Genomic DNA, 16,775 nt, shown 5'->3' with positions numbered 1-16,775 from the left:
CGTTCTGCGAGGATGCGATCTGTGAAGTACGCCAACCATGTCATGGATCTCGTCGGGCACACGCCTCTGGTCCGGCTGAACCGGGTGACCGAGGGTGTCGCTCCCACGGTTCTCGCCAAGGTCGAGTACCTCAACCCCGGTGGCTCCGTGAAGGACCGGATCGCACTGCCGATGGTGGAGGCCGCTGAGCGGTCCGGGGCACTGCGCCCCGGCGGGACGATCGTGGAGCCGACCTCGGGCAACACCGGGGTCGGGCTGGCCCTGGTGGCTCAGCAGCGGGGGTACGACTGCGTCTTCGTCTGCCCGGACAAGGTCAGCGAGGACAAGCGGAACGTGCTGCGCGCCTACGGCGCGCGGGTCGTCGTCTGTCCGACCGCGGTCCCTCCGGACCACCCGGACTCGTACTACTCGGTCTCCGACCGCCTGGTCCGTGAGATCGAGGGCGGCTGGAAGCCGGACCAGTACTCCAACCCGGAGGGACCGGCGTCCCACTACGCCACTACCGGCCCGGAGATCTGGGCGGACACCGGCGGTCGGGTCACTCACTTCGTCGCCGGCATCGGCACGGGGGGCACGATCACGGGCACGGGTCGCTACCTCAAGGAGATCAGCGGCGGCCGGGTCCGCGTGGTAGGGGCCGACCCTGAGGGGTCGGTGTACTCCGGCGGCACCGGACGGCCGTACCTCGTCGAGGGGGTGGGGGAGGACTTCTGGCCGCGCGCCTACGACCCGTCCGTGCCCGACGAGGTGCTCGCCGTCAGCGACGCCGAGTCCTTCGCGATGACCCGCCGGCTGGCCCGCGAGGAGGGACTGCTCGTCGGTGGCTCGTGCGGGATGGCGGTCGTCGCCGCCCTGCGGGTCGCCCGACGGCTCGGCCCGGAGGCCACCGACCAGGTCGTCGTCGTCCTGCTGCCGGACGGCGGCCGCGGCTACCTCACCAAGGTCTTCGACGACCGGTGGATGGCCTCCTACGGGTTCGTTCCCGCGGGGGAGCACGCCACCGTCGCGGACGTGCTGGAGCGCAAGGACGGTAGGCTGCCCGAGCTGGTGCACACTCACCCGACGGAGACCGTCCGTGACGCGGTGCACGTCCTGCGCGAGTACGGCATCAGCCAGATGCCGGTCGTGGGGGCCGAGCCCCCGGTGACCGCGGGCGAGGTGCTCGGCGCGGTGAGCGAGCGCGACCTGCTGGAGGCGGTGTTCTCCGGACGGGCGGCGATGTCCGACCCGGTGCGCGACCACATGGGCCCTCCGCTGCCGCAGGTCGGCGGGGGCGAGTCGGTCGACGCCGCTCGTCGAGTCCTGGAGGAGCACGACGCCGTCCTCGTCCACGTCGACGGCCGACCCGCCGGCGTGCTGACCCGCCACGACCTGCTCGCCTTCGTCGCCGGCTGAACAGGTGCGCTGAGCTCAGTGCCGGCGTGCGACCAGGACGACGTCAACACCGCGGCCGCCCTCGGGGCGGCGGTCCACCTCCTCGCAGCGTTCGACCTCGAGGTCCCCGGCGAGCCGGCGCAGCGAGTCCGGGTCGTGCAGGAGCCGAGGGTCCCGGGGGCCAGGGGCGTCGGCTATGGCCAGGTTCGCCCTGGAGTGCCCGACGACGACCAGCCGGCCGCCGGGGGCGAGCCAGTCACCGGCCCGGGCCACGACGTCCGGCAGGGCGGCCCGGACGACGAGGACCAGGTCGAAGCCCGGTGAGCCCGCCGGCGGCTGCCAGACGCGGGCGTCGGCCACCACCCAGTCGACGTCCACCCCTGCCTGCGCGTCCGCCCGGCGGGCGAGCGCAACCGCCTCGGCGGAGAAGTCCACGGCGGTGACCTGCCAGCCGTGGGCCGCCAGCCAGCGCGCCGCCGGCCCCGTGCCCGCGGCCACGTCGAGCGCCCGCCCGGGTGGCAGGTCGGCGAGCAGGCCGACGAGCAGCGGGTCGAGGTCCCCCACCTGCCGGCCGGCCGCCGCTCGAGCGGCGTAGGCGGCGTCCCACCCCTGCATCCCGCGCCCGGGTGCGTCTGTGGCGGCCAGCTCGACGACCGTGTGCACGGGGGGCCGGGACGCCTCACCGGTGCAGGTCAGCGGCCGTGACGGCCCCGGGTGGGCGGTCTCGACGACGACCCGCCAGGTGGCCGGGGCCGCTCCGGTGTTCACCGACCAGGTCGTCGTCGTCCGTTGCACCGTGGGCACCGAGTGCCCGGAGCGCACGGCGTGCTCGGACTGCTCCACCTCCAGCACGCGGACGGCGTCCGCCTGCTCGAGGCCGAGGTGGCGGCGCACGGCGATCTCGGCCGCCTGTGCGGCGAACGGCAACGACGAGCGACCGCGCAGCAGCCGGGTGAGCAGCCGTCCGCTGCGACGGGCGGCGACGAGGTCGGCAGCGTCGGCTGGGGTGACGTGGCCGTAGTACAGGCCCTCGGGCAGGGCTAGCACGTTGCCGGCGAACCGGTCGCCGCCGACGTGGGACACCTCCCACGCCGAGTCCCCGACCAGGTCGTGCAGGGCGCGCGCGACCGGGCGGCCGTACTCGGCGCAGCAGGCGTCGTGGCGGCCGTGGGTGCACGTGCCGAGGAAGTTCTCGACCCCGGTCCACCCGGCCGGCACCCGGCCGGCGCGCAGCTCGGCGAGCAGCGAGGCCAGCGGTAGAGCGGCGACGTCCGTCACGTCGTCGAGGCGCCGCTCGGCCGCGACGCCGCCGTCCGGGCTGGTGACGGACAGCACCACCCGGGGCCGCTCCGGTACGCCTGGGCCGCTGCCGGGACGACGCATGAGCATGCCGCGGACGCCGTGCCGGGCACACAGGTCCCGCATCCCCTCGCGGACCCCGTCGGGGAACGTGGCGTGCTGCAGCACGCTGCGTCCCCACGGGCCACCGTGCTCCAGGAGCAGGAACGCGCGGACCGTGCTCGCCGTCCCGGCGAGGGGCTCGTGGATCTCCCGGCTCGTCGCGGCGCAGTACGCGCGCCCCGTCACCGACCCGCCCCGGGGCCCACCGTCGGGTCGGCGACACGCAGCAGCCCCTCGCGCACCAGTCGCCGGCACAGCACGAGCCGGCTCTCGGCGTCCAGGACGCCGGCCAGGTCGGCCGGGGTCAGCCGGTCGCGCCGGGCGACGGTCTCGACGGCCAGGGCCAGGCGGGCCGGGACGTCCAGCGCCCGGTCCCCCAGGAGCAGCCGGATCCGGTCGGCGTCCGGGCCCGAGACCACCCGCAGCACCGCGCCGGGGCGGCGCTCCAGGACCGTCGCGTCGTCGAGGCCAGGGAGTCGGGTGCGGTCCACCAGCGCGCCGGCCAGCAGGGCAGGGCGGCGCCGCAGGAACGTCTCGGCCCGCTGCCGCAGCACCGGTCCCGCAGGACGGTCGCGCAGGGCGTCGGCGACGCGGTGCAGGCGGTCGGCGAGGGCGTCCGCGGCTGCGTCCGGGTCCTCGTGCCAGCCCACCGGCAGCGGCCCGGTGAGACCGGTGCCGTCGGTCAGCGTGCCGTCATCGAGCGTGGCGTCGTCGAGCACCGCCCGCACCACGTCCTGGACGACGTCCGCCCAGGAGGTGGTGAGGATCCCGACGGTGACGTGGCCGCTCAGCACGTCCTGGGAGCGGGCTGCGTGCGGCGTCCCGGCCGGCAGGTACTGCACGTCCCCGGGGACGAGCAGCTGCTCGACGACGCCGGCGTCCGGCTCGTGACGGGACTGCCAGGGGGTGGGGTGCACCTCCCACGTCTTGGTCCCGAACGCCTGCAGCACGAGGACGTCGTGCGGGTCGGCGTGCACCTCGAGCCCGCGGGCGGCCGGCGGGGTCACGTAGGCGTTGACCTGGCAGCGGTGACCCAGGGCCACCTCGAGGTCGCGGGCGAGGCGCGCCAGCGGCGGGTGGTACCGCTGAGCCCCCTGCAGCACCAGGGTCGCCCCGTCGTCCATCGCGGCCAGCACCTTCGCGGGTGCCGCGACGCCGTCGTAGCGCCGGCCGCCGATCGTGCCGTCGGTCGTGTACGACGCCACCGGCAGCGGCCGGCCGTCCTTGACCAGCCGGAACGTCGGCACCCGCAGCGCCGAGGACGTCACGAGGGCGTCGACGTCGTCGAGCGAGAGCAGGTCGTCGGCGGGCACCCCGGACGGGTGCACCTGGGAGCGGCGGCCCCACACGTCGGCGGCGAATGCAGCGACGTCACCGACGCAGCGGGCCAGGGTGCGGCTCGGTGCGTCGTCGGGGGGCAGTGGGGTCCTCGGGTCCGGTGGGGTCACGGTGCGACCCTAGGACGACGGCTCAGGCGCGGGAGTCGGTGGTGTCGCTGGCGTCCGCGTCCGTGGAGTCCGCGTCGGCGTCGGTGCTGTCCGCGTCGGCGTCCGTGGAGTCCGCGTCGGCGTCGGTGCTGTCGGCGTCGGCGTCGGTGCTGTCGGCGTCCGTGCCGTCCGTCGCGTCGATGGTGTCCGCGTCGACGGTGTCGGCGTCCGCGTCGACCGCGTCAGCGTCCCGCTCGGCGCGCGGGGTCGAGGCGCCGACCGTCGACATGTCGTCGTCGGCGAGCGGCCGCACGGGGGTCTGCGGGTCGGGGGTGGCGGGGTCCTGGCTCACGTCATTCTCCTGTGCTCGGGGTTCGTGTCGTTCATCCTGAACCTAGGTCACCGGACCTCAGGTGGCCAGCCCGACCGGGCAGCTCACCCCGGTCCCGCCCAGGCCGCAGTACCCGTTGGGCACCTTGTGCAGGTACTGCTGGTGGTACTCCTCGGCGTACCAGAACGGCCCGGCGTCGGCGGCGGGCCGCAGCTCGGTGGTCACGTCGCCGTAGCCGGCCGCGGCCAGCCGGCCGGCGTAGGCGTCCCGGGTGGCCCGGACCACCTGCGCCTGCTCCGCGGTCGTCCAGTACACCGCTGAGCGGTACTGGGTCCCCACGTCGTTGCCCTGCCGGTACCCCTGGGTCGGGTCGTGTGACTCCCAGAAGGTCCGCAGCACGGTCTCGGTGGACACCGCCGCCGGGTCGTACGCGACGAGCACCGTCTCGGCGTGCCCGGTCCGGCCGGTGCACACCTCCTCGTAGGTGGGGTTCTCGGTGTACCCGCCCTGGTACCCGACCGCGGTCGTGACCACGCCGGGCAGCTGCCAGAGCACCCGCTCGGCACCCCAGAAGCAGCCCATCGCCAGGGAGATCACCTCGGTGCCCTCGGGCCACGGCCCCTCCAGCGGGGTGCCGAGCACGGCGTGCCGGTCCGGCACGGTGAACGGCCGCGCCGGCCGGCCCCGCAGGGCGTCCTCGGGGCGGACGATCTCGGACCTCGTACGGCTGCCGAACAGGTTCATCGTGCACAGTCTCCTTCGCAGTCGGCGGCGAACGTCCCGGTGTGACACCGCGGCAGTCCCTGAGAGGGTCAACCGTGAGCGGGTACGCCGCGTTCCCGGCCGGACGCCGGCTGTGCTGCGACCCGTCTACCCTCGACCCGGTGACGAACCCCGACTGGACCGAGACCGGCTTCTCCACCCGCGCCGTCCACGCCGGCCAGGCTCCCGATCCCACCACCGGCGCCGTCGTGCCGCCGATCTACCAGGTCTCCACGTACAAGCAGGACGGAGTCGGCGGCCTGCGTGGCGGCTACGAGTACTCCCGGTCCGGCAACCCGACCCGGGCGGCGCTGGAGCAGGCACTGTGCGCGCTGGAGCGCGGGGCACGGGGACTCGCGTTCGCCTCGGGCCTGGCCGCCGAGGACGCGGTGCTGCGCACGGTCCTCGAGCCCGGGACCCACGTCGTCGTCCCCGACGACGCCTACGGTGGCACCTACCGGCTGTTCGCCCGGGTGCTGCGGCGCTGGGGGGTCGAGCACACCGCGGTCGACATCGCCGATCCCGCCGCCGTGGTGGCGGCGGTCCGTCCAGGCCGGACCCGGCTGGTGTGGGCGGAGACCCCGACGAACCCGCTGCTCGGCGTCGCCGACGTCGAGGCCCTGGCCGTCGCCGCGCACGCCGCTGATGCGCTGCTCGTCGTCGACAACACGTTCGCCACCCCGTACCTGCAGGCCCCGTTGCTGCTCGGCGCGGACGTCGTCGTGCACTCGACGACGAAGTACGTCGGCGGCCACTCCGACGTCGTCGGGGGCGCCGTCGTCGTCCGGGACGCCGAGCTGGCCGAGCGGATCGCGTTCCACCAGAACGCGATGGGCGGTGTCGCCGGTCCCTTCGACGCGTGGCTGACGCTGCGGGGGCTGCGCACCCTCGCCCTGCGGATGGAGCGGCACTGCGACAACGCCGAGCGCGTCGCCGCCTGGCTGCAGGACCACCCCGCGGTCACCGACGTCCTCTACCCAGGGCTGCCTTCCCACCCCGGGCACGCCACCGCCAGCCGCCAGATGCGCCGCTACGGCGGCATGGTGTCGTTCCGGGTGCGGGACGAGGCGGCCGCACTGCGGGTCTGCGAGCGGACCGAGGTGTTCACCCTCGGGGAGTCGCTCGGCGGGGTGGAGTCCCTCATCGAGCACCCGGCGCGGATGACCCACGCCAGCGTGGCCGGCTCCTCCCTCGAGGTGCCCGCCGACCTCGTCCGGCTCTCGGTCGGGATCGAGGACGTCGAGGACCTCATCGCAGACCTCGACCGGGCGCTGGGCACGGGGCGCCTCCCGGACTGACGTGCCGGCCGTCGCCTGAGGACGTGGGCTCCACGTTCACCAAGGGGGTCGCCGGGACCCGCCTGGCCGCCGAGCCCGTGGGGAGTGCAACCGCGAGCGGGGTTGCGGCCTTCCCCGGCGGAGGGCGTCCTACCCTGGCCGGGTGACCTCGCCGGCGGCCGGTGCCCTGCGCCTCGTGCGCGCACTCGTCGTCGCCCTCGTCGTCGTCGTCCTTGCCGCCGGCGGCCACGTCCTGGCCGGTGGAGCCTCCCCGTCGCCGCTGCTGCTCGGAGCCGGTGGCGTCGCGGTACTGCTCGTGGCGGCCGTGCTCGCCGGGCGGCGGCTGTCCGGCACCCGGATCGTCGCCGTGCTGGGCCTGGGGCAGGTCGGGCTGCACGCGCTCCTGGCACTGTCCCCGGGACCGGCGTGCGCGGACGCCGTCCACGCCGCGGCGTCCGGCCCCGCCGGCCACGCCGTCCATGCCGGCCAGGGGGTCGCCGACGCCGCCTCCGCGGCGGCCGGGCTGTGCGCCACCGCCGGCGGCCACGCCCACGCCGGGGACGCCCTGCTCACCGGTGGGACGGCGATGCTCGCCGCCCACGTCGCCGCGACCGCCCTGACCGCTGTGCTCCTGCTGCACGGAGAGCGGGCCCTGTGGTCGCTGTGGGGCTGGCTGCTGCCCGCCGTCCGGGTGGTCCGCGCGGCTCACCTGCCGGTCTCCCCACGGCTGCCGCGGCCCGAGGCCGCCCTGCGGGTGGCCCCGCGGCCGGTGCTGCTGGACGCGGCGTCGCGTCGAGGGCCGCCGGTGCGGCTGACGGTCCGCCCGACCTTCAGCTGACCCCTCCCGCCACCGACCCCCAGAGAGCCGTATGCCCACCCGCCTGCGGCCCGTCGGTGCTGTCCTGGCCACCGTGCTGCTCGTCGTCCTCGGGACGGCGCTGCTCACGGTGCCTGCGGCCGTACCCGGGCACGCCCACGACTACCTCGTCGACGCCGAGCCGGCCGACGGGGCAGCGCTGAACCGCCCGCCCGACGTCGTCCGGCTGACGTTCAGCGACCAGGTGCTGCCGACAGCGCCGGCGGTCCTGCTGCGCCGCGGCGACACCGTCCTGCTCGAGGCCGAGCCGGCCCTCGACGGCCGCGTCGCCGAGGCCGACCTGCCCGACGACCTGCCGGACGGTGAGTACACCGTCGCTTGGCGGGTCGTCTCCGCCGACGGCCACCCGGTCTCCGGTCTCATCACCTTCACCGTCGGCACCGTCACTGCCGGCGAGGCGGCCGCGCCGGCCGAGGCGCAGGACGCTGCGCCCCCGTCGGCCGGCCCGACCGAGCCGAGCGCCGCAGCCCCCGCCCCCGCCGCCCCCGCCGCGCTCGTCGCCGCGGGCGTGGTCCTGCTCGCCGCGACCGCCACCGCCCTGCTCGCCCTGCACCGCCGACGCCGGCGGTCCACCACCCGGGAGAACCCCTGATGCGACCCACCCGCACCTCGACCACCGGCACTGCCCGCGCCCCCGGCCGGGCTCTCGCCGCCGGTGCCCTGCTCCTGCTGACCGCCTGCGGCTCCGCCGACGGCGCCCCGCCGTACCCGGCCCCGGCTGCCTCGACGGCGTCCACCGCTGCTGCGGGGACCGCCTCGGCGCTGACCCTCACCGACGGGTGGGTGAAGGCAGCCGACGAGGGCATGACCGGCGTCTTCGGCACGCTCGTCAACGCCTCGGACGCCGACGTCCACGTCGTGGCGGCCGACAGCGACGTCGCCGGTCGCGCCGAGCTGCACGAGATGGTGTCGGCCGACGGCGGCCAGATGGTGATGGCCGAGAAGGAGGACGGCGTCGTCGTCCCTGCCGGCGGTCAGTACGTGCTCGCCCCCGGCGGGGACCACCTCATGCTCATGGACCTCACCGCGCCGCTGCTGCCCGGGGACGACGTCGTCGTCACCTTGGAGGCTGCCGACGGCAGCAGCGTCGACGTCACCGTCACCGCACGCACCTTCAGCGGCGCGGAGGAGTCCTACCAGGGAGGTGACTCCTGATGCCGGCCGAGCCACGCCCGAGGCACCCGCAGGACACCGGCCCAGGCGCCGGTCCGAGCCGGCGCAGCCTGTTGCGCTCCGGCGCCGCCGCGGTCGGCGGAGCCGTCGTGGCCCTCGGTGCCCGTGAGGTGGTCGCCGGCCCACCTGGCCGGGACCCGGTCCCCCCGGCGCCGGACGCCGTCGGGCGGGCCGTCGTGCCGTTCCACGGCGAGCGACAGGCCGGGGTCGCCACGCCGCCGCAGGCGTTCGCGACGTTCGTCGCCCTCGACCTGCTCGACGGCGTGGACCGGGAGGCGCTCGTCCGCCTGCTGCGGATCTGGACCGACGACGCAGCCCGGCTCACGGCAGGCCGCCCCGGTCTCACCGACACCGAGCCGGAGCTCGCCGCCGTCCCCGCCTCGCTCACCGTCACCGTCGGCCTGGGTCCCGAGGTGTTCACCGCCGCGGGCCTGCAGCACCGTCGCCCGTCCTGGCTCGCGCCCCTGCCGGCCTTCGGCGTCGACCGGCTGCAGGAGCGGTGGACCGGCGGGGACCTGCTGCTGCAGGTCGCCGCCGACGACCCGACGACGGTCGCGCACGCCGTCCGGGAGCTGCTGCGCCAGGCCCGGACGTTCGGCCAGGTCCGCTGGCTGCAGAAGGGCTTCCGGCGCGCTGCCGGCACCCAGCCGGCGGGCACCACCCACCGCAACCTCATGGGTCAGCTCGACGGCACCCGCAACCTCGTCCCCGGAGGGCCCGACGACCGGCTGATCTGGCACGGTGACGACGCCCCGGCATGGCTGCGCGGCGGCACGTCCGTCGTCGTCCGGCGGATCGCGATGCACCTGGACACGTGGGACCAGCTCGACCGGCCGGCCCGCGAGCAGGTGATCGGCCGACGTCTGGACACCGGCGCCCCGCTGACCGGCACCCGCGAGCACGACGAGCCGGACCTCGAGGCGCGCACCGCCCTCGGCTTCCCCGTCATCGAGACGTTCGCGCACCTGCGCCGGGCCCGCTCGGAGAACCCCGACGAGCGGTTCCTGCGCCGGCCGTACAGCTACGACGACCCGCCGGCGCCGGGGGAGCTGAGCAACAGCGGTCTGGTCTTCGTCACCTACCAGGCCGACGTCGTCCGCCAGTACGTCCCGATCCAGCGCCGGCTCGACGAGCTCGACCTGCTCAACGAGTGGACGACGCCGATCGGGTCGGCGGTGTTCCTCGTCCCGCCGGGGGCGCGGCAGGGGGAGTACCTCGCCGAGCGGCTGCTGGGCGGCTGAGAGCACCTGCCTACCGTTGGCCCGGTGGACCCGACCCCGGACTCGGCCGCACGCCGGCAGGGCGCCCCGCGCCCCGGCGTGCCCGCCGTCGCCTGCGTGGACGTCGGCTCCACGTTCACCAAGGGGGTCGCCGTCGACACCCGGACCGGTGCCGTGCTCGCCACCGCGTCGGTGCCGACGACGGCGCCCGGCGACGTCCTCGACGGTCTGCGCCGGGTGGTCGAGGACCTCGCCGGCCGGGCCGGGACGCCGCTGGCCGCCGAGCACGTGCTGGCCTGCTCCTCGGCCGGCGGGGGGCTGCGCCTCGCCGTCGTCGGCTACGAGCGGGCCGTCACCGCCGAGGCCGGGCACCGTGTCGGGCTGTCCGCCGGGGCGCGCGTCGTGCACGTGCACGCGGGGCGGCTCGCGCCGGCCGACGTGCGGGCCCTGCGCGCCGCCGCCCCGGACCTCGTGCTGCTCGTCGGCGGCACCGACGGCGGCAACGCCGAGGTCCTGCTGCACAACGCCGAGCGGCTCGCCCGGGCCAGGATCGGCGTCCCGGTCGTCCTCGCCGGCAACGCCGACGCCGCCCCCCGTGCGCAGGAGCTGCTGCGCGCCACCGGACGTCGTGTCGTGCCTGCCGCCAACGTGCTGCCCCGGATCGGGGTGCTCGAGCCGGCCGGCGCCCGGGCCGCGATCCGCGACGCGTTCCTCCAGCACGTCATCGGCGGCAAGGGCCTGTCCCGTGGGCCCACGTTCGCCCGGCTGGTCCGCGGCCCCACGCCGGACGTCGTCCTGGCGGGGGTCGAGGTGCTCGCCGACGGCGCGCCGGACCTGGGTGTGCCCGGCCTCGGCGACGTGCTCGTCGTCGACGTCGGCGGCGCCACCACCGACGTGTACTCCGTGCTCACCCCCGAGGGAGAGGACGCGGCCCTGCGCAAGGAGGTGGTCGCCCCCCTGTGGCGGGCCCGCACCGTCGAGGGCGACCTCGGCATGCGGTGGGGGGCACCGGGCGTCGTGGAGGCCGCCGTCGCGGAGCGGCTCGTCGGGGCGGGCGAGGCGGCCCGCCTGCACGACGCCGCGCAGCGCCGCGCCGAGGACGTCGCGATGGTCCCCGCCACTGCACAGGAGGCCGCCGAGGACGCCCGGCTCGCCGAGCTGGCGGTCACCGTCGCGCTGCGCCGGCACGCCCGGGCGGCCGGTCCGGGGAGTGCCGGGCGGGACCTGCGACGAGTCCGGGCCGTCGTCGGCTCGGGCGGCGTCCTGCGCCACGGCGGGGTGGCGGCGCGCCGTCAGGTGCTGCGGCCCGCGACGACCGACCACGCCGGCGGCTGGCGGGTGCCGGAGTCTCCGGCGGTCGTCGTCGACGGGCGGTACCTGCTGTTCGCCGTCGGCCTGCTCGCCGGTGACCACCCGCAGGCGGCCGCGCGCCTTGCCCGCCGGATCGTCACCGGCCGCGACACACTGACCCCATGATCCAGCGCAGCCGGCTGACCCGCCCCGGCCCGCGGCCGGTCGACCGGGAGGTGCACGTCCCCTACGGCGTCCGGCTGGTCTCGGACTGGACGTGGCGGCTGCTCGTGATCGCCGTCGGCATCGTCTGCGTCGGCTTTCTCGCCACCCAGGTCAGCGTCGTCTCCGTCGCGGTGGTCATCGCCCTGCTGCTCACCGCCCTGCTGGCGCCGCTGCAACGGACCTTCCGCCGCACGGGCATGCCGTCGCTGCTGGCGGCCGGCGTCACCATCGTCACCGCGGTCGCCGCGGTGGTGGCGATGTTCGCCCTCGTCGGGCAGCGGATTGCGGGCAGCTTCGCCGATCTGCGCGACCAGGCCGTCAGCGGGTTCGAGCAGGTGCAGACGTGGCTCGTCACCGGTCCGCTCGCCCTGGACGAGGCCCAGGTCAACGGGTACGTCGAGCAGGTCCGCCAGCAGCTGTCGGCGAACAGCGACGCCATCGTCAGCGGTGCGCTGACTGCGACCGTCACCCTGGGGAACGTCGTCACCGGGCTGTTCCTCGCCCTGTTCGCGACCCTGTTCTTTCTCGGCGACGGACGCCGGATCTGGGCCTGGCTGGTCGGCCTGGCCCCCCGCGGCGTCCGTGAGCGGATCGACGGCGCCGGCCGTCGCGCGTGGGTCACGCTCACCGCCTACATCCGAGCGACGATCCTCGTCGCCACCGTCGACGCCGTCGGGATCGGCCTCGGGGCCATCATCCTGCTCGGCCCCTCGCTCGCCGTCCCCATCGCCGTCCTCGTGTTCCTCACCGCGTTCGTCCCGATCGTGGGCGCGATCTTCTCCGGCGCCGTGGCCGTACTCGTCGCGCTGGTGACCGACGGGATCGTCGTGGCCCTGATCCTGCTCGCGGTCGTCGTCGGCGTGCAGCAGCTGGAGAGCAACGTCCTGCAGCCGGTGCTGCTCGGCCGGGCCGTCGCCCTGCACCCGCTCGCCGTGGCGCTGGCGGTGACCACCGGCATCCTCCTCGGTGGGATCGTCGGAGGGCTGTTCGCCGTCCCGCTGCTGGCCGTGGTCAACACGGTGGCGCTCTATCTCAGCGGCCGGGAGGAGTCCGAGTCCGAGCCCGAGCAGCTCGACGAGCTGGCGAGCCACGGGGGACCGCTCCCGCCGCCGACGGTCACCCCGGACGGTGACCCGGTCCGGGGCGACGACCCGGTCTCGGACGACGGGACCGACCGTGACGACGGGACCGACCGTGACGACGGGACCGACCGTGACGGCGCGGACGCCGACGTCGAGGCGGAGGACGCGACCGTCCGCGACCAGCGTCTGGGAGGATGACGCCCCGTGCCCCCGACGATGCCGGTCACCCTCGCCGACGTCGAGGCGGCCCGTGAGCTGCTGACCGGGGTGGTGCGCCCGACCCCGCTGGAGTACTCCCGGGCGCTGGCCGAGCTCGTCGGCGGACCGGTGCACCTCAAGTGCGAGAACCTGCAGCGTGCCGGGTCCTTCAAGATCCGTGGCGCGTACACCCGGATCGCCCGGCTGAGCGAGCAGGAGAAGGCCCGCGGCGTCGTCGCCGCCAGTGCCGGCAACCACGCCCAGGGGGTGGCGCTCGCCGCCCGGCTGCTGGGGCTGCGTGCCACCGTGTACATGCCAGTCGGCGCCGCGCTGCCGAAGATCCGGGCCACCGAGGGGTACGGCGCCCACGTCGTCCTGCAGGGCAGCACCGTCGACGAGGCGCTGGTCAGCGCCCGCGAGCACGCGGAGGCGACCGGGGCGGTCCTCATCCACCCCTTCGACCACGTCGACATCGTCGCCGGCCAGGGCACCGTCGGCCTGGAGATCCTCGAGGAGTGCCCGGACGTGCGGACCGTCGTGGTCTGCACCGGCGGCGGCGGGCTGCTCGCCGGGATCGCCACCGCGGTCCGGGCCCTCCGACCCGACGTCCGGGTCGTCGGCGTCCAGGCCGGTCAGGCGGCAGCCTGGCCGGCGTCCCTGGCGGCCGGGCACCCCGTGCCGCTGGAGCGGATGTCCACGATGGCCGACGGGATCGCGGTCGGCCGCCCCGGTGACGTGCCGTTCGCGGTGGTCCGCGAGCTCGTCGACGACATCCGGACGGTGGGGGAGGAGGCCATCTCCCAGGCCCTGCTGCACCTGCTCGAGCGCGCCAAGCTGGTGGTCGAGCCCGCAGGGGCGGTCGGCGTCGCGGCGCTGATGGCCGAGCCCGGGGCGTTCGAGCCGCCCGTCGTCGTCGTCCTGTCCGGTGGCAACATCGACCCGCTGCTGCTGCTGCGCGTCATCCGGCACGGGATGGCCTCAGCCGGGCGCTACCTGTCGCTGCGGGTGCGGGTCGCCGACCGCCCCGGCTCGCTGGCCGGCCTGCTCGCCGTCCTCGCCGACGCCGACGCCAACGTGCTCGAGGTCGAGCACGTGCGCACCGGTGCCGCGCTGTCCGTCGACGAGGTCGAGATCGGGCTGCAGCTCGAGACCCGGGGTCCGGAGCACTGCGATGCCGTGCTCGACCGGTTGCGGTCCGAGGGGTACCCGGTCACCTCCGCCTGAGCGGGATCAGCCGGAGAACGGCGTCGCCGAGAGGATCTCGACGTCCATCTCCTTGCCGTTGGGGGCCACGTAGGTGACGGTCTCGCCCGCCTTGCGGCCGTTGATGGCGACACCCAGTGGCGACTTCTCGCTGTAGACGTCGAGCTCGGTGTGCCCGGCGCTCTCCCGGCTGCCGAGCAGGAACTTCATCGTCGTCTGCCCGACCTTCGCCTCGACCACCATGCCCGGCTCGACGACGCCGTCGTCCGCGGGCGGCTCACCCACCTTGGCGTGCCGCAGCAGGTCCTCCAGCTGGCGGATCCGGGCCTCCTGCTTGCCCTGCTCCTCCTTCGCGGCGTGGTACCCGCCGTTCTCGCGAAGGTCCCCCTCCTGGCGGGCGGCCTCGATCCGCTTGGCGATCTCGGTCCGGCCCTCCCCGGTCAGGTGGTCGAGCTCGGCCTTGAGGCGGTCGTAGGCCTCCTGGGTCAGCCAGGTCTGGGTGCGCGTGGTCTGGGTGTGCGTGGTCTCGGTCACGGTGGTGTGGTCTCCTCGTGGTACGTAGTGCCGTCCCGGGCCGGGCCCTGGGTCGTCGTCCGAACGGTGTCGGCGGCACGCCGTCGCTCAGGGCCTCGGCTCTGCTGCGGAGGCCCCGGTGGTGCGGGAAGAGAACAGGATAACAGTCGGTCCGCGTGTACCGCTGGTGACGGCGGACGGTCACACGATCCGGCAGCTGTCGACGACGCCCGTCACCGCCGGCTCGGAGGTGCGAACGACGCCTGTGCTGCGGACCCCTGGCTCCTCGGCCGGCCCGACCTCGACGGTGGCCAGCCCGACGACGGCGAAGCGCTGGTCGAGCGCCTCCAGGGTGCACTCCGCGGTCGCCTCCGGGTCCTTGACTACCGAGAACGTCACCTCGACGGTGGTGGCGTCCACGATCCGGTAGCCGACGTCGCTCCACCGGACGTCCCGGTCCGCGGCGCCGACGCCGGCCCAGAGGACCCAGCCGACGAACACCGCGCCGAGCACGAGCAGGGCGACGACCGTGCCGGGACGGCGACCGGTGCGGTCGCCGTAGCGGTCGGCCGGACGGGTCGGTGGGTGTGACATCGTGCTCCCGGTGGCGTCGGCGCGGGGACGGGCGTGAATGATGGTTCCCGCCGATTGTCCCTCAGACCCGGACGTCGGCACCGACCGGACCGACGACGAGGAGGCCACGTGGGCGACGAGCCGCTGCGGCTGATGGCTGTGCACGCGCACCCGGACGACGAGTCGAGCAAGGGAGCGGCGACGATGGCCCGATACGTCGCCGAGGGCGTCGAGGTCATGGTCGTCACCTGCACAGGTGGGGAGCGCGGCGACATCCTCAACCCCGCGCTGGCCGACGACCCGGCGATCCTGCGGGACATGCCCGAGGTGCGTCGGCGGGAGATGGCCGAGGCGGTGCGGATCCTCGGCGTCCGGCACGAGTGGCTGGGGTTCGTCGACTCGGGGCTGCCGCAGGGCGACCCGCCGCCGCCGCTGCCCGAGGGCTGCTTCGCGCTGCAGCCGCTGCACGTCGCCGCCGAGCCGCTCGTCCGCCTGGTGCGTCGGTTCCGTCCGCACGTGATGACGACGTACGACGAGAACGGTGGCTACCCGCACCCCGACCACATCATGTGCCACAAGGTGTCGGTCGAGGCGTTCGAGGCCGCCGGGGACCCGGAGCGCTACCCAGGCGAGGAGCCCCCGTGGCAGCCGCTCAAGCTGTACTACAACCAGACCTTCCACCGGGCCCGGATGCAGGCCTACCACGAGGCGTTGCTGCACGAGGGACGCGAGTCGCCGTTCGCCGACTGGCTTGCGCGCTGGGAAGACCGGGAGGAGCGTCGGATCACCACGCGGGTGCCGTGCGCCGAGTACTTCCCGGTGCGGGACCGGGCGCTGCTGGCGCACGCCACCCAGGTGGACCCGAACGGCAGCTTCTTCGCCATCGACCACGAGCTGGCTGCGCGGGTGTGGCCGACGGAGGACTACGAGCTGGCCCGTTCGCTGGTGCCGACGGAGGAGCCCGAGGACGACCTGTTCGCCGGGATCCGTGACACGTCGGCGGCGGGTCGGTGAGCGCGCTCCCGGCGGCACTGGCCGTCGTCCCGGCGTCGTCGTTGCTCGCCGCCGGCACCGACGGCGAGGGCCTTGACCCGAACTCGATCAGCCCCGGCCTGATCGGGTTCCTCGCCACCTTCGCGGTGGTCATCGCCGCGGTGCTGCTGTTCATCAACATGTCACGGCGGCTGCGTCGGATGAAGTACCGCGAGGAGCGGGACGCCGCCGCCGAGCGTGCTGCGCAGGAGCAGGTGGACCAGCGGGCAGGTCTCGACGGGCCGGACCACGGTGACGAGCACCCGGGCGATGACCCGGGCGACGACCCGGGCGACGACCCTGGTGAGCCGGGTCGTCCCCCGGTCGCCCCGCCGTCCTGAGATACCCTGGGGGGTATGAAGCCGTCTTTCCGTCCGGCCGCCCTGGCCGCCGTTGCCCTCGCCGCCGTCCTGGCCACCGCCTCCTGCGGTGAGGCCGCGGACCCCCAGGCGCCGGCCGGCCCGGCTGCGGTGGCGTCCGCGGACGCCGGCGGCGTCCGGGTCGTCGACGCGCCGACCGCGGTCGAGCTCATCGCCTCCGGCGAGCCGCTGGTGATCGACGTCCGCACGCCGGAGGAGTTCGCCGCCGGCCACGTCGAGGGCGCCCGCAACATCGACGTGCAGTCCCCGGACTTCTCCGCGCAGGTGGCCGAGCTCGACCCGCAGGGCGGCTACGTCCTGTACTGCCGCACCGGCAACCGGTCCGCCGCCGCCGCGTCCATCCTGCGCGAGATGGGCTTCACCGACGTCGCCGACGCCGGTGCGTTCGACGCCCTGGTGGCCGCCGGAGCCCCCACGGCCTGACCGTCGTCCTCGGC

At 75.2% G+C, this 16,775-nt stretch carries 17 protein-coding genes and 1 pseudogene; 12 read left to right on the top strand and 6 right to left on the bottom strand.

Annotation, left to right across the window (positions count from 1 at the left end; all coding sequences use genetic code 11):
• Nucleotides 1-21 precede the first annotated feature (21 nt).
• Nucleotides 22-1,395, top strand: coding sequence for a cystathionine beta-synthase (locus tag HJG43_11665; GenBank protein ID UER55083.1), 1,374 nt, complete (start codon nt 22-24; stop codon nt 1,393-1,395).
• Between the two features lie 15 nt (nt 1,396-1,410).
• Here HJG43_11665 and HJG43_11660 read toward each other — a convergent pair whose 3' ends face one another.
• From HJG43_11660 to msrA, 4 genes are all read right to left on the bottom strand, one after another.
• The gene (locus HJG43_11660) at nt 1,411-2,961 is read right to left on the bottom strand and encodes a methyltransferase domain-containing protein (GenBank protein ID UER55082.1); all 1,551 of its coding nucleotides are present in this window, start codon (nt 2,959-2,961) and stop codon (nt 1,411-1,413) included.
• Nucleotides 2,958-4,196 (bottom strand): cupin, encoded by a 1,239-nt coding sequence (locus HJG43_11655; GenBank protein ID UER55932.1) that lies wholly within the window; start codon nt 4,194-4,196, stop codon nt 2,958-2,960. Before HJG43_11655 ends, HJG43_11660 begins: the two co-directional genes overlap by 4 nt.
• Before the next feature lie 49 nt (nt 4,197-4,245).
• Nucleotides 4,246-4,491: a hypothetical protein gene (locus HJG43_11650; GenBank protein UER55931.1), complete on the bottom strand. Its 246-nt coding sequence runs from the start codon at nt 4,489-4,491 to the stop codon at nt 4,246-4,248.
• A gap of 120 nt (nt 4,492-4,611) precedes the next feature.
• The gene (msrA, locus tag HJG43_11645; protein ID UER55081.1) at nt 4,612-5,277 is read right to left on the bottom strand and encodes a peptide-methionine (S)-S-oxide reductase MsrA; all 666 of its coding nucleotides are present in this window, start codon (nt 5,275-5,277) and stop codon (nt 4,612-4,614) included.
• 140 nt (nt 5,278-5,417) lie between these two features.
• Here msrA and HJG43_11640 point away from each other — a divergent pair, with 140 nt between their 5' ends.
• The 8 genes and pseudogenes from HJG43_11640 (at nt 5,418) to HJG43_11605 (ending at nt 13,861) form a co-directional block, all read left to right on the top strand.
• The gene (locus HJG43_11640) at nt 5,418-6,593 is read left to right on the top strand and encodes a cystathionine gamma-synthase (protein UER55930.1); all 1,176 of its coding nucleotides are present in this window, start codon (nt 5,418-5,420) and stop codon (nt 6,591-6,593) included.
• A gap of 142 nt (nt 6,594-6,735) precedes the next feature.
• Nucleotides 6,736-7,410 (top strand): hypothetical protein, encoded by a 675-nt coding sequence (locus HJG43_11635; GenBank protein UER55080.1) that lies wholly within the window; start codon nt 6,736-6,738, stop codon nt 7,408-7,410.
• A gap of 31 nt (nt 7,411-7,441) precedes the next feature.
• A pseudogene (locus HJG43_11630) lies at nt 7,442-7,858 on the top strand (copper resistance protein CopC).
• A 182-nt stretch (nt 7,859-8,040) separates the two neighbouring features.
• Nucleotides 8,041-8,604, top strand: a complete 564-nt coding sequence (locus HJG43_11625; GenBank protein UER55079.1) for a copper chaperone PCu(A)C — start codon at nt 8,041-8,043, stop codon at nt 8,602-8,604.
• On the top strand, nt 8,604-9,863 hold the full coding sequence (locus tag HJG43_11620; GenBank protein UER55078.1) for a Dyp-type peroxidase: 1,260 nt from the start codon (nt 8,604-8,606) through the stop codon (nt 9,861-9,863). Before HJG43_11625 ends, HJG43_11620 begins: the two co-directional genes overlap by 1 nt.
• A 78-nt stretch (nt 9,864-9,941) precedes the next feature.
• A complete protein-coding gene (locus tag HJG43_11615) occupies nt 9,942-11,318 on the top strand; it encodes a glutamate mutase (protein ID UER55929.1) in 1,377 nt (458 codons plus the stop codon).
• Nucleotides 11,315-12,637 carry an AI-2E family transporter gene (locus tag HJG43_11610; GenBank protein UER55077.1) on the top strand — a complete coding sequence of 441 codons (1,323 nt, stop codon included), beginning with the start codon at nt 11,315-11,317 and terminating at the stop codon, nt 12,635-12,637. Before HJG43_11615 ends, HJG43_11610 begins: the two co-directional genes overlap by 4 nt.
• 18 nt (nt 12,638-12,655) lie before the next feature.
• The gene (locus HJG43_11605) at nt 12,656-13,861 is read left to right on the top strand and encodes a threonine ammonia-lyase (protein ID UER55928.1); all 1,206 of its coding nucleotides are present in this window, start codon (nt 12,656-12,658) and stop codon (nt 13,859-13,861) included.
• A gap of 6 nt (nt 13,862-13,867) precedes the next feature.
• Here HJG43_11605 and greA read toward each other — a convergent pair whose 3' ends face one another.
• Nucleotides 13,868-14,374 carry a transcription elongation factor GreA gene (gene greA, locus HJG43_11600; GenBank protein ID UER55076.1) on the bottom strand — a complete coding sequence of 169 codons (507 nt, stop codon included), beginning with the start codon at nt 14,372-14,374 and terminating at the stop codon, nt 13,868-13,870.
• A gap of 180 nt (nt 14,375-14,554) precedes the next feature.
• A complete protein-coding gene (locus HJG43_11595) occupies nt 14,555-14,947 on the bottom strand; it encodes a DUF4307 domain-containing protein (protein ID UER55075.1) in 393 nt (130 codons plus the stop codon).
• 132 nt (nt 14,948-15,079) lie between these two features.
• On the opposite strand from HJG43_11595, the gene mca reads away from it, so the two are divergent.
• Genes mca through HJG43_11580 form a run of 3 tightly spaced genes read left to right on the top strand, consistent with a single transcriptional unit; the run spans nt 15,080 to nt 16,761 of the window.
• Nucleotides 15,080-15,940: a mycothiol conjugate amidase Mca gene (mca, locus tag HJG43_11590; GenBank protein ID UER55927.1), complete on the top strand. Its 861-nt coding sequence runs from the start codon at nt 15,080-15,082 to the stop codon at nt 15,938-15,940.
• Complete coding sequence (locus HJG43_11585) at nt 15,937-16,299, top strand: hypothetical protein (GenBank protein UER55074.1); 363 nt, start codon at nt 15,937-15,939, stop codon at nt 16,297-16,299. Before mca ends, HJG43_11585 begins: the two co-directional genes overlap by 4 nt.
• Before the next feature lie 15 nt (nt 16,300-16,314).
• Nucleotides 16,315-16,761 (top strand): rhodanese-like domain-containing protein, encoded by a 447-nt coding sequence (locus HJG43_11580; GenBank protein UER55073.1) that lies wholly within the window; start codon nt 16,315-16,317, stop codon nt 16,759-16,761.
• The last annotated feature ends 14 nt before the right edge of the window (nt 16,762-16,775 follow it).

The organism is Kineosporiaceae bacterium SCSIO 59966 (assembly GCA_020881835.1).
In the GTDB taxonomy this organism is placed as follows: Bacteria; Actinomycetota; Actinomycetes; order Actinomycetales; family SCSIO-59966; genus SCSIO-59966.
The sequence above is the reverse complement of the archived record's forward strand: the minus strand, read 5'-3'. Positions and strand labels throughout refer to the sequence as shown.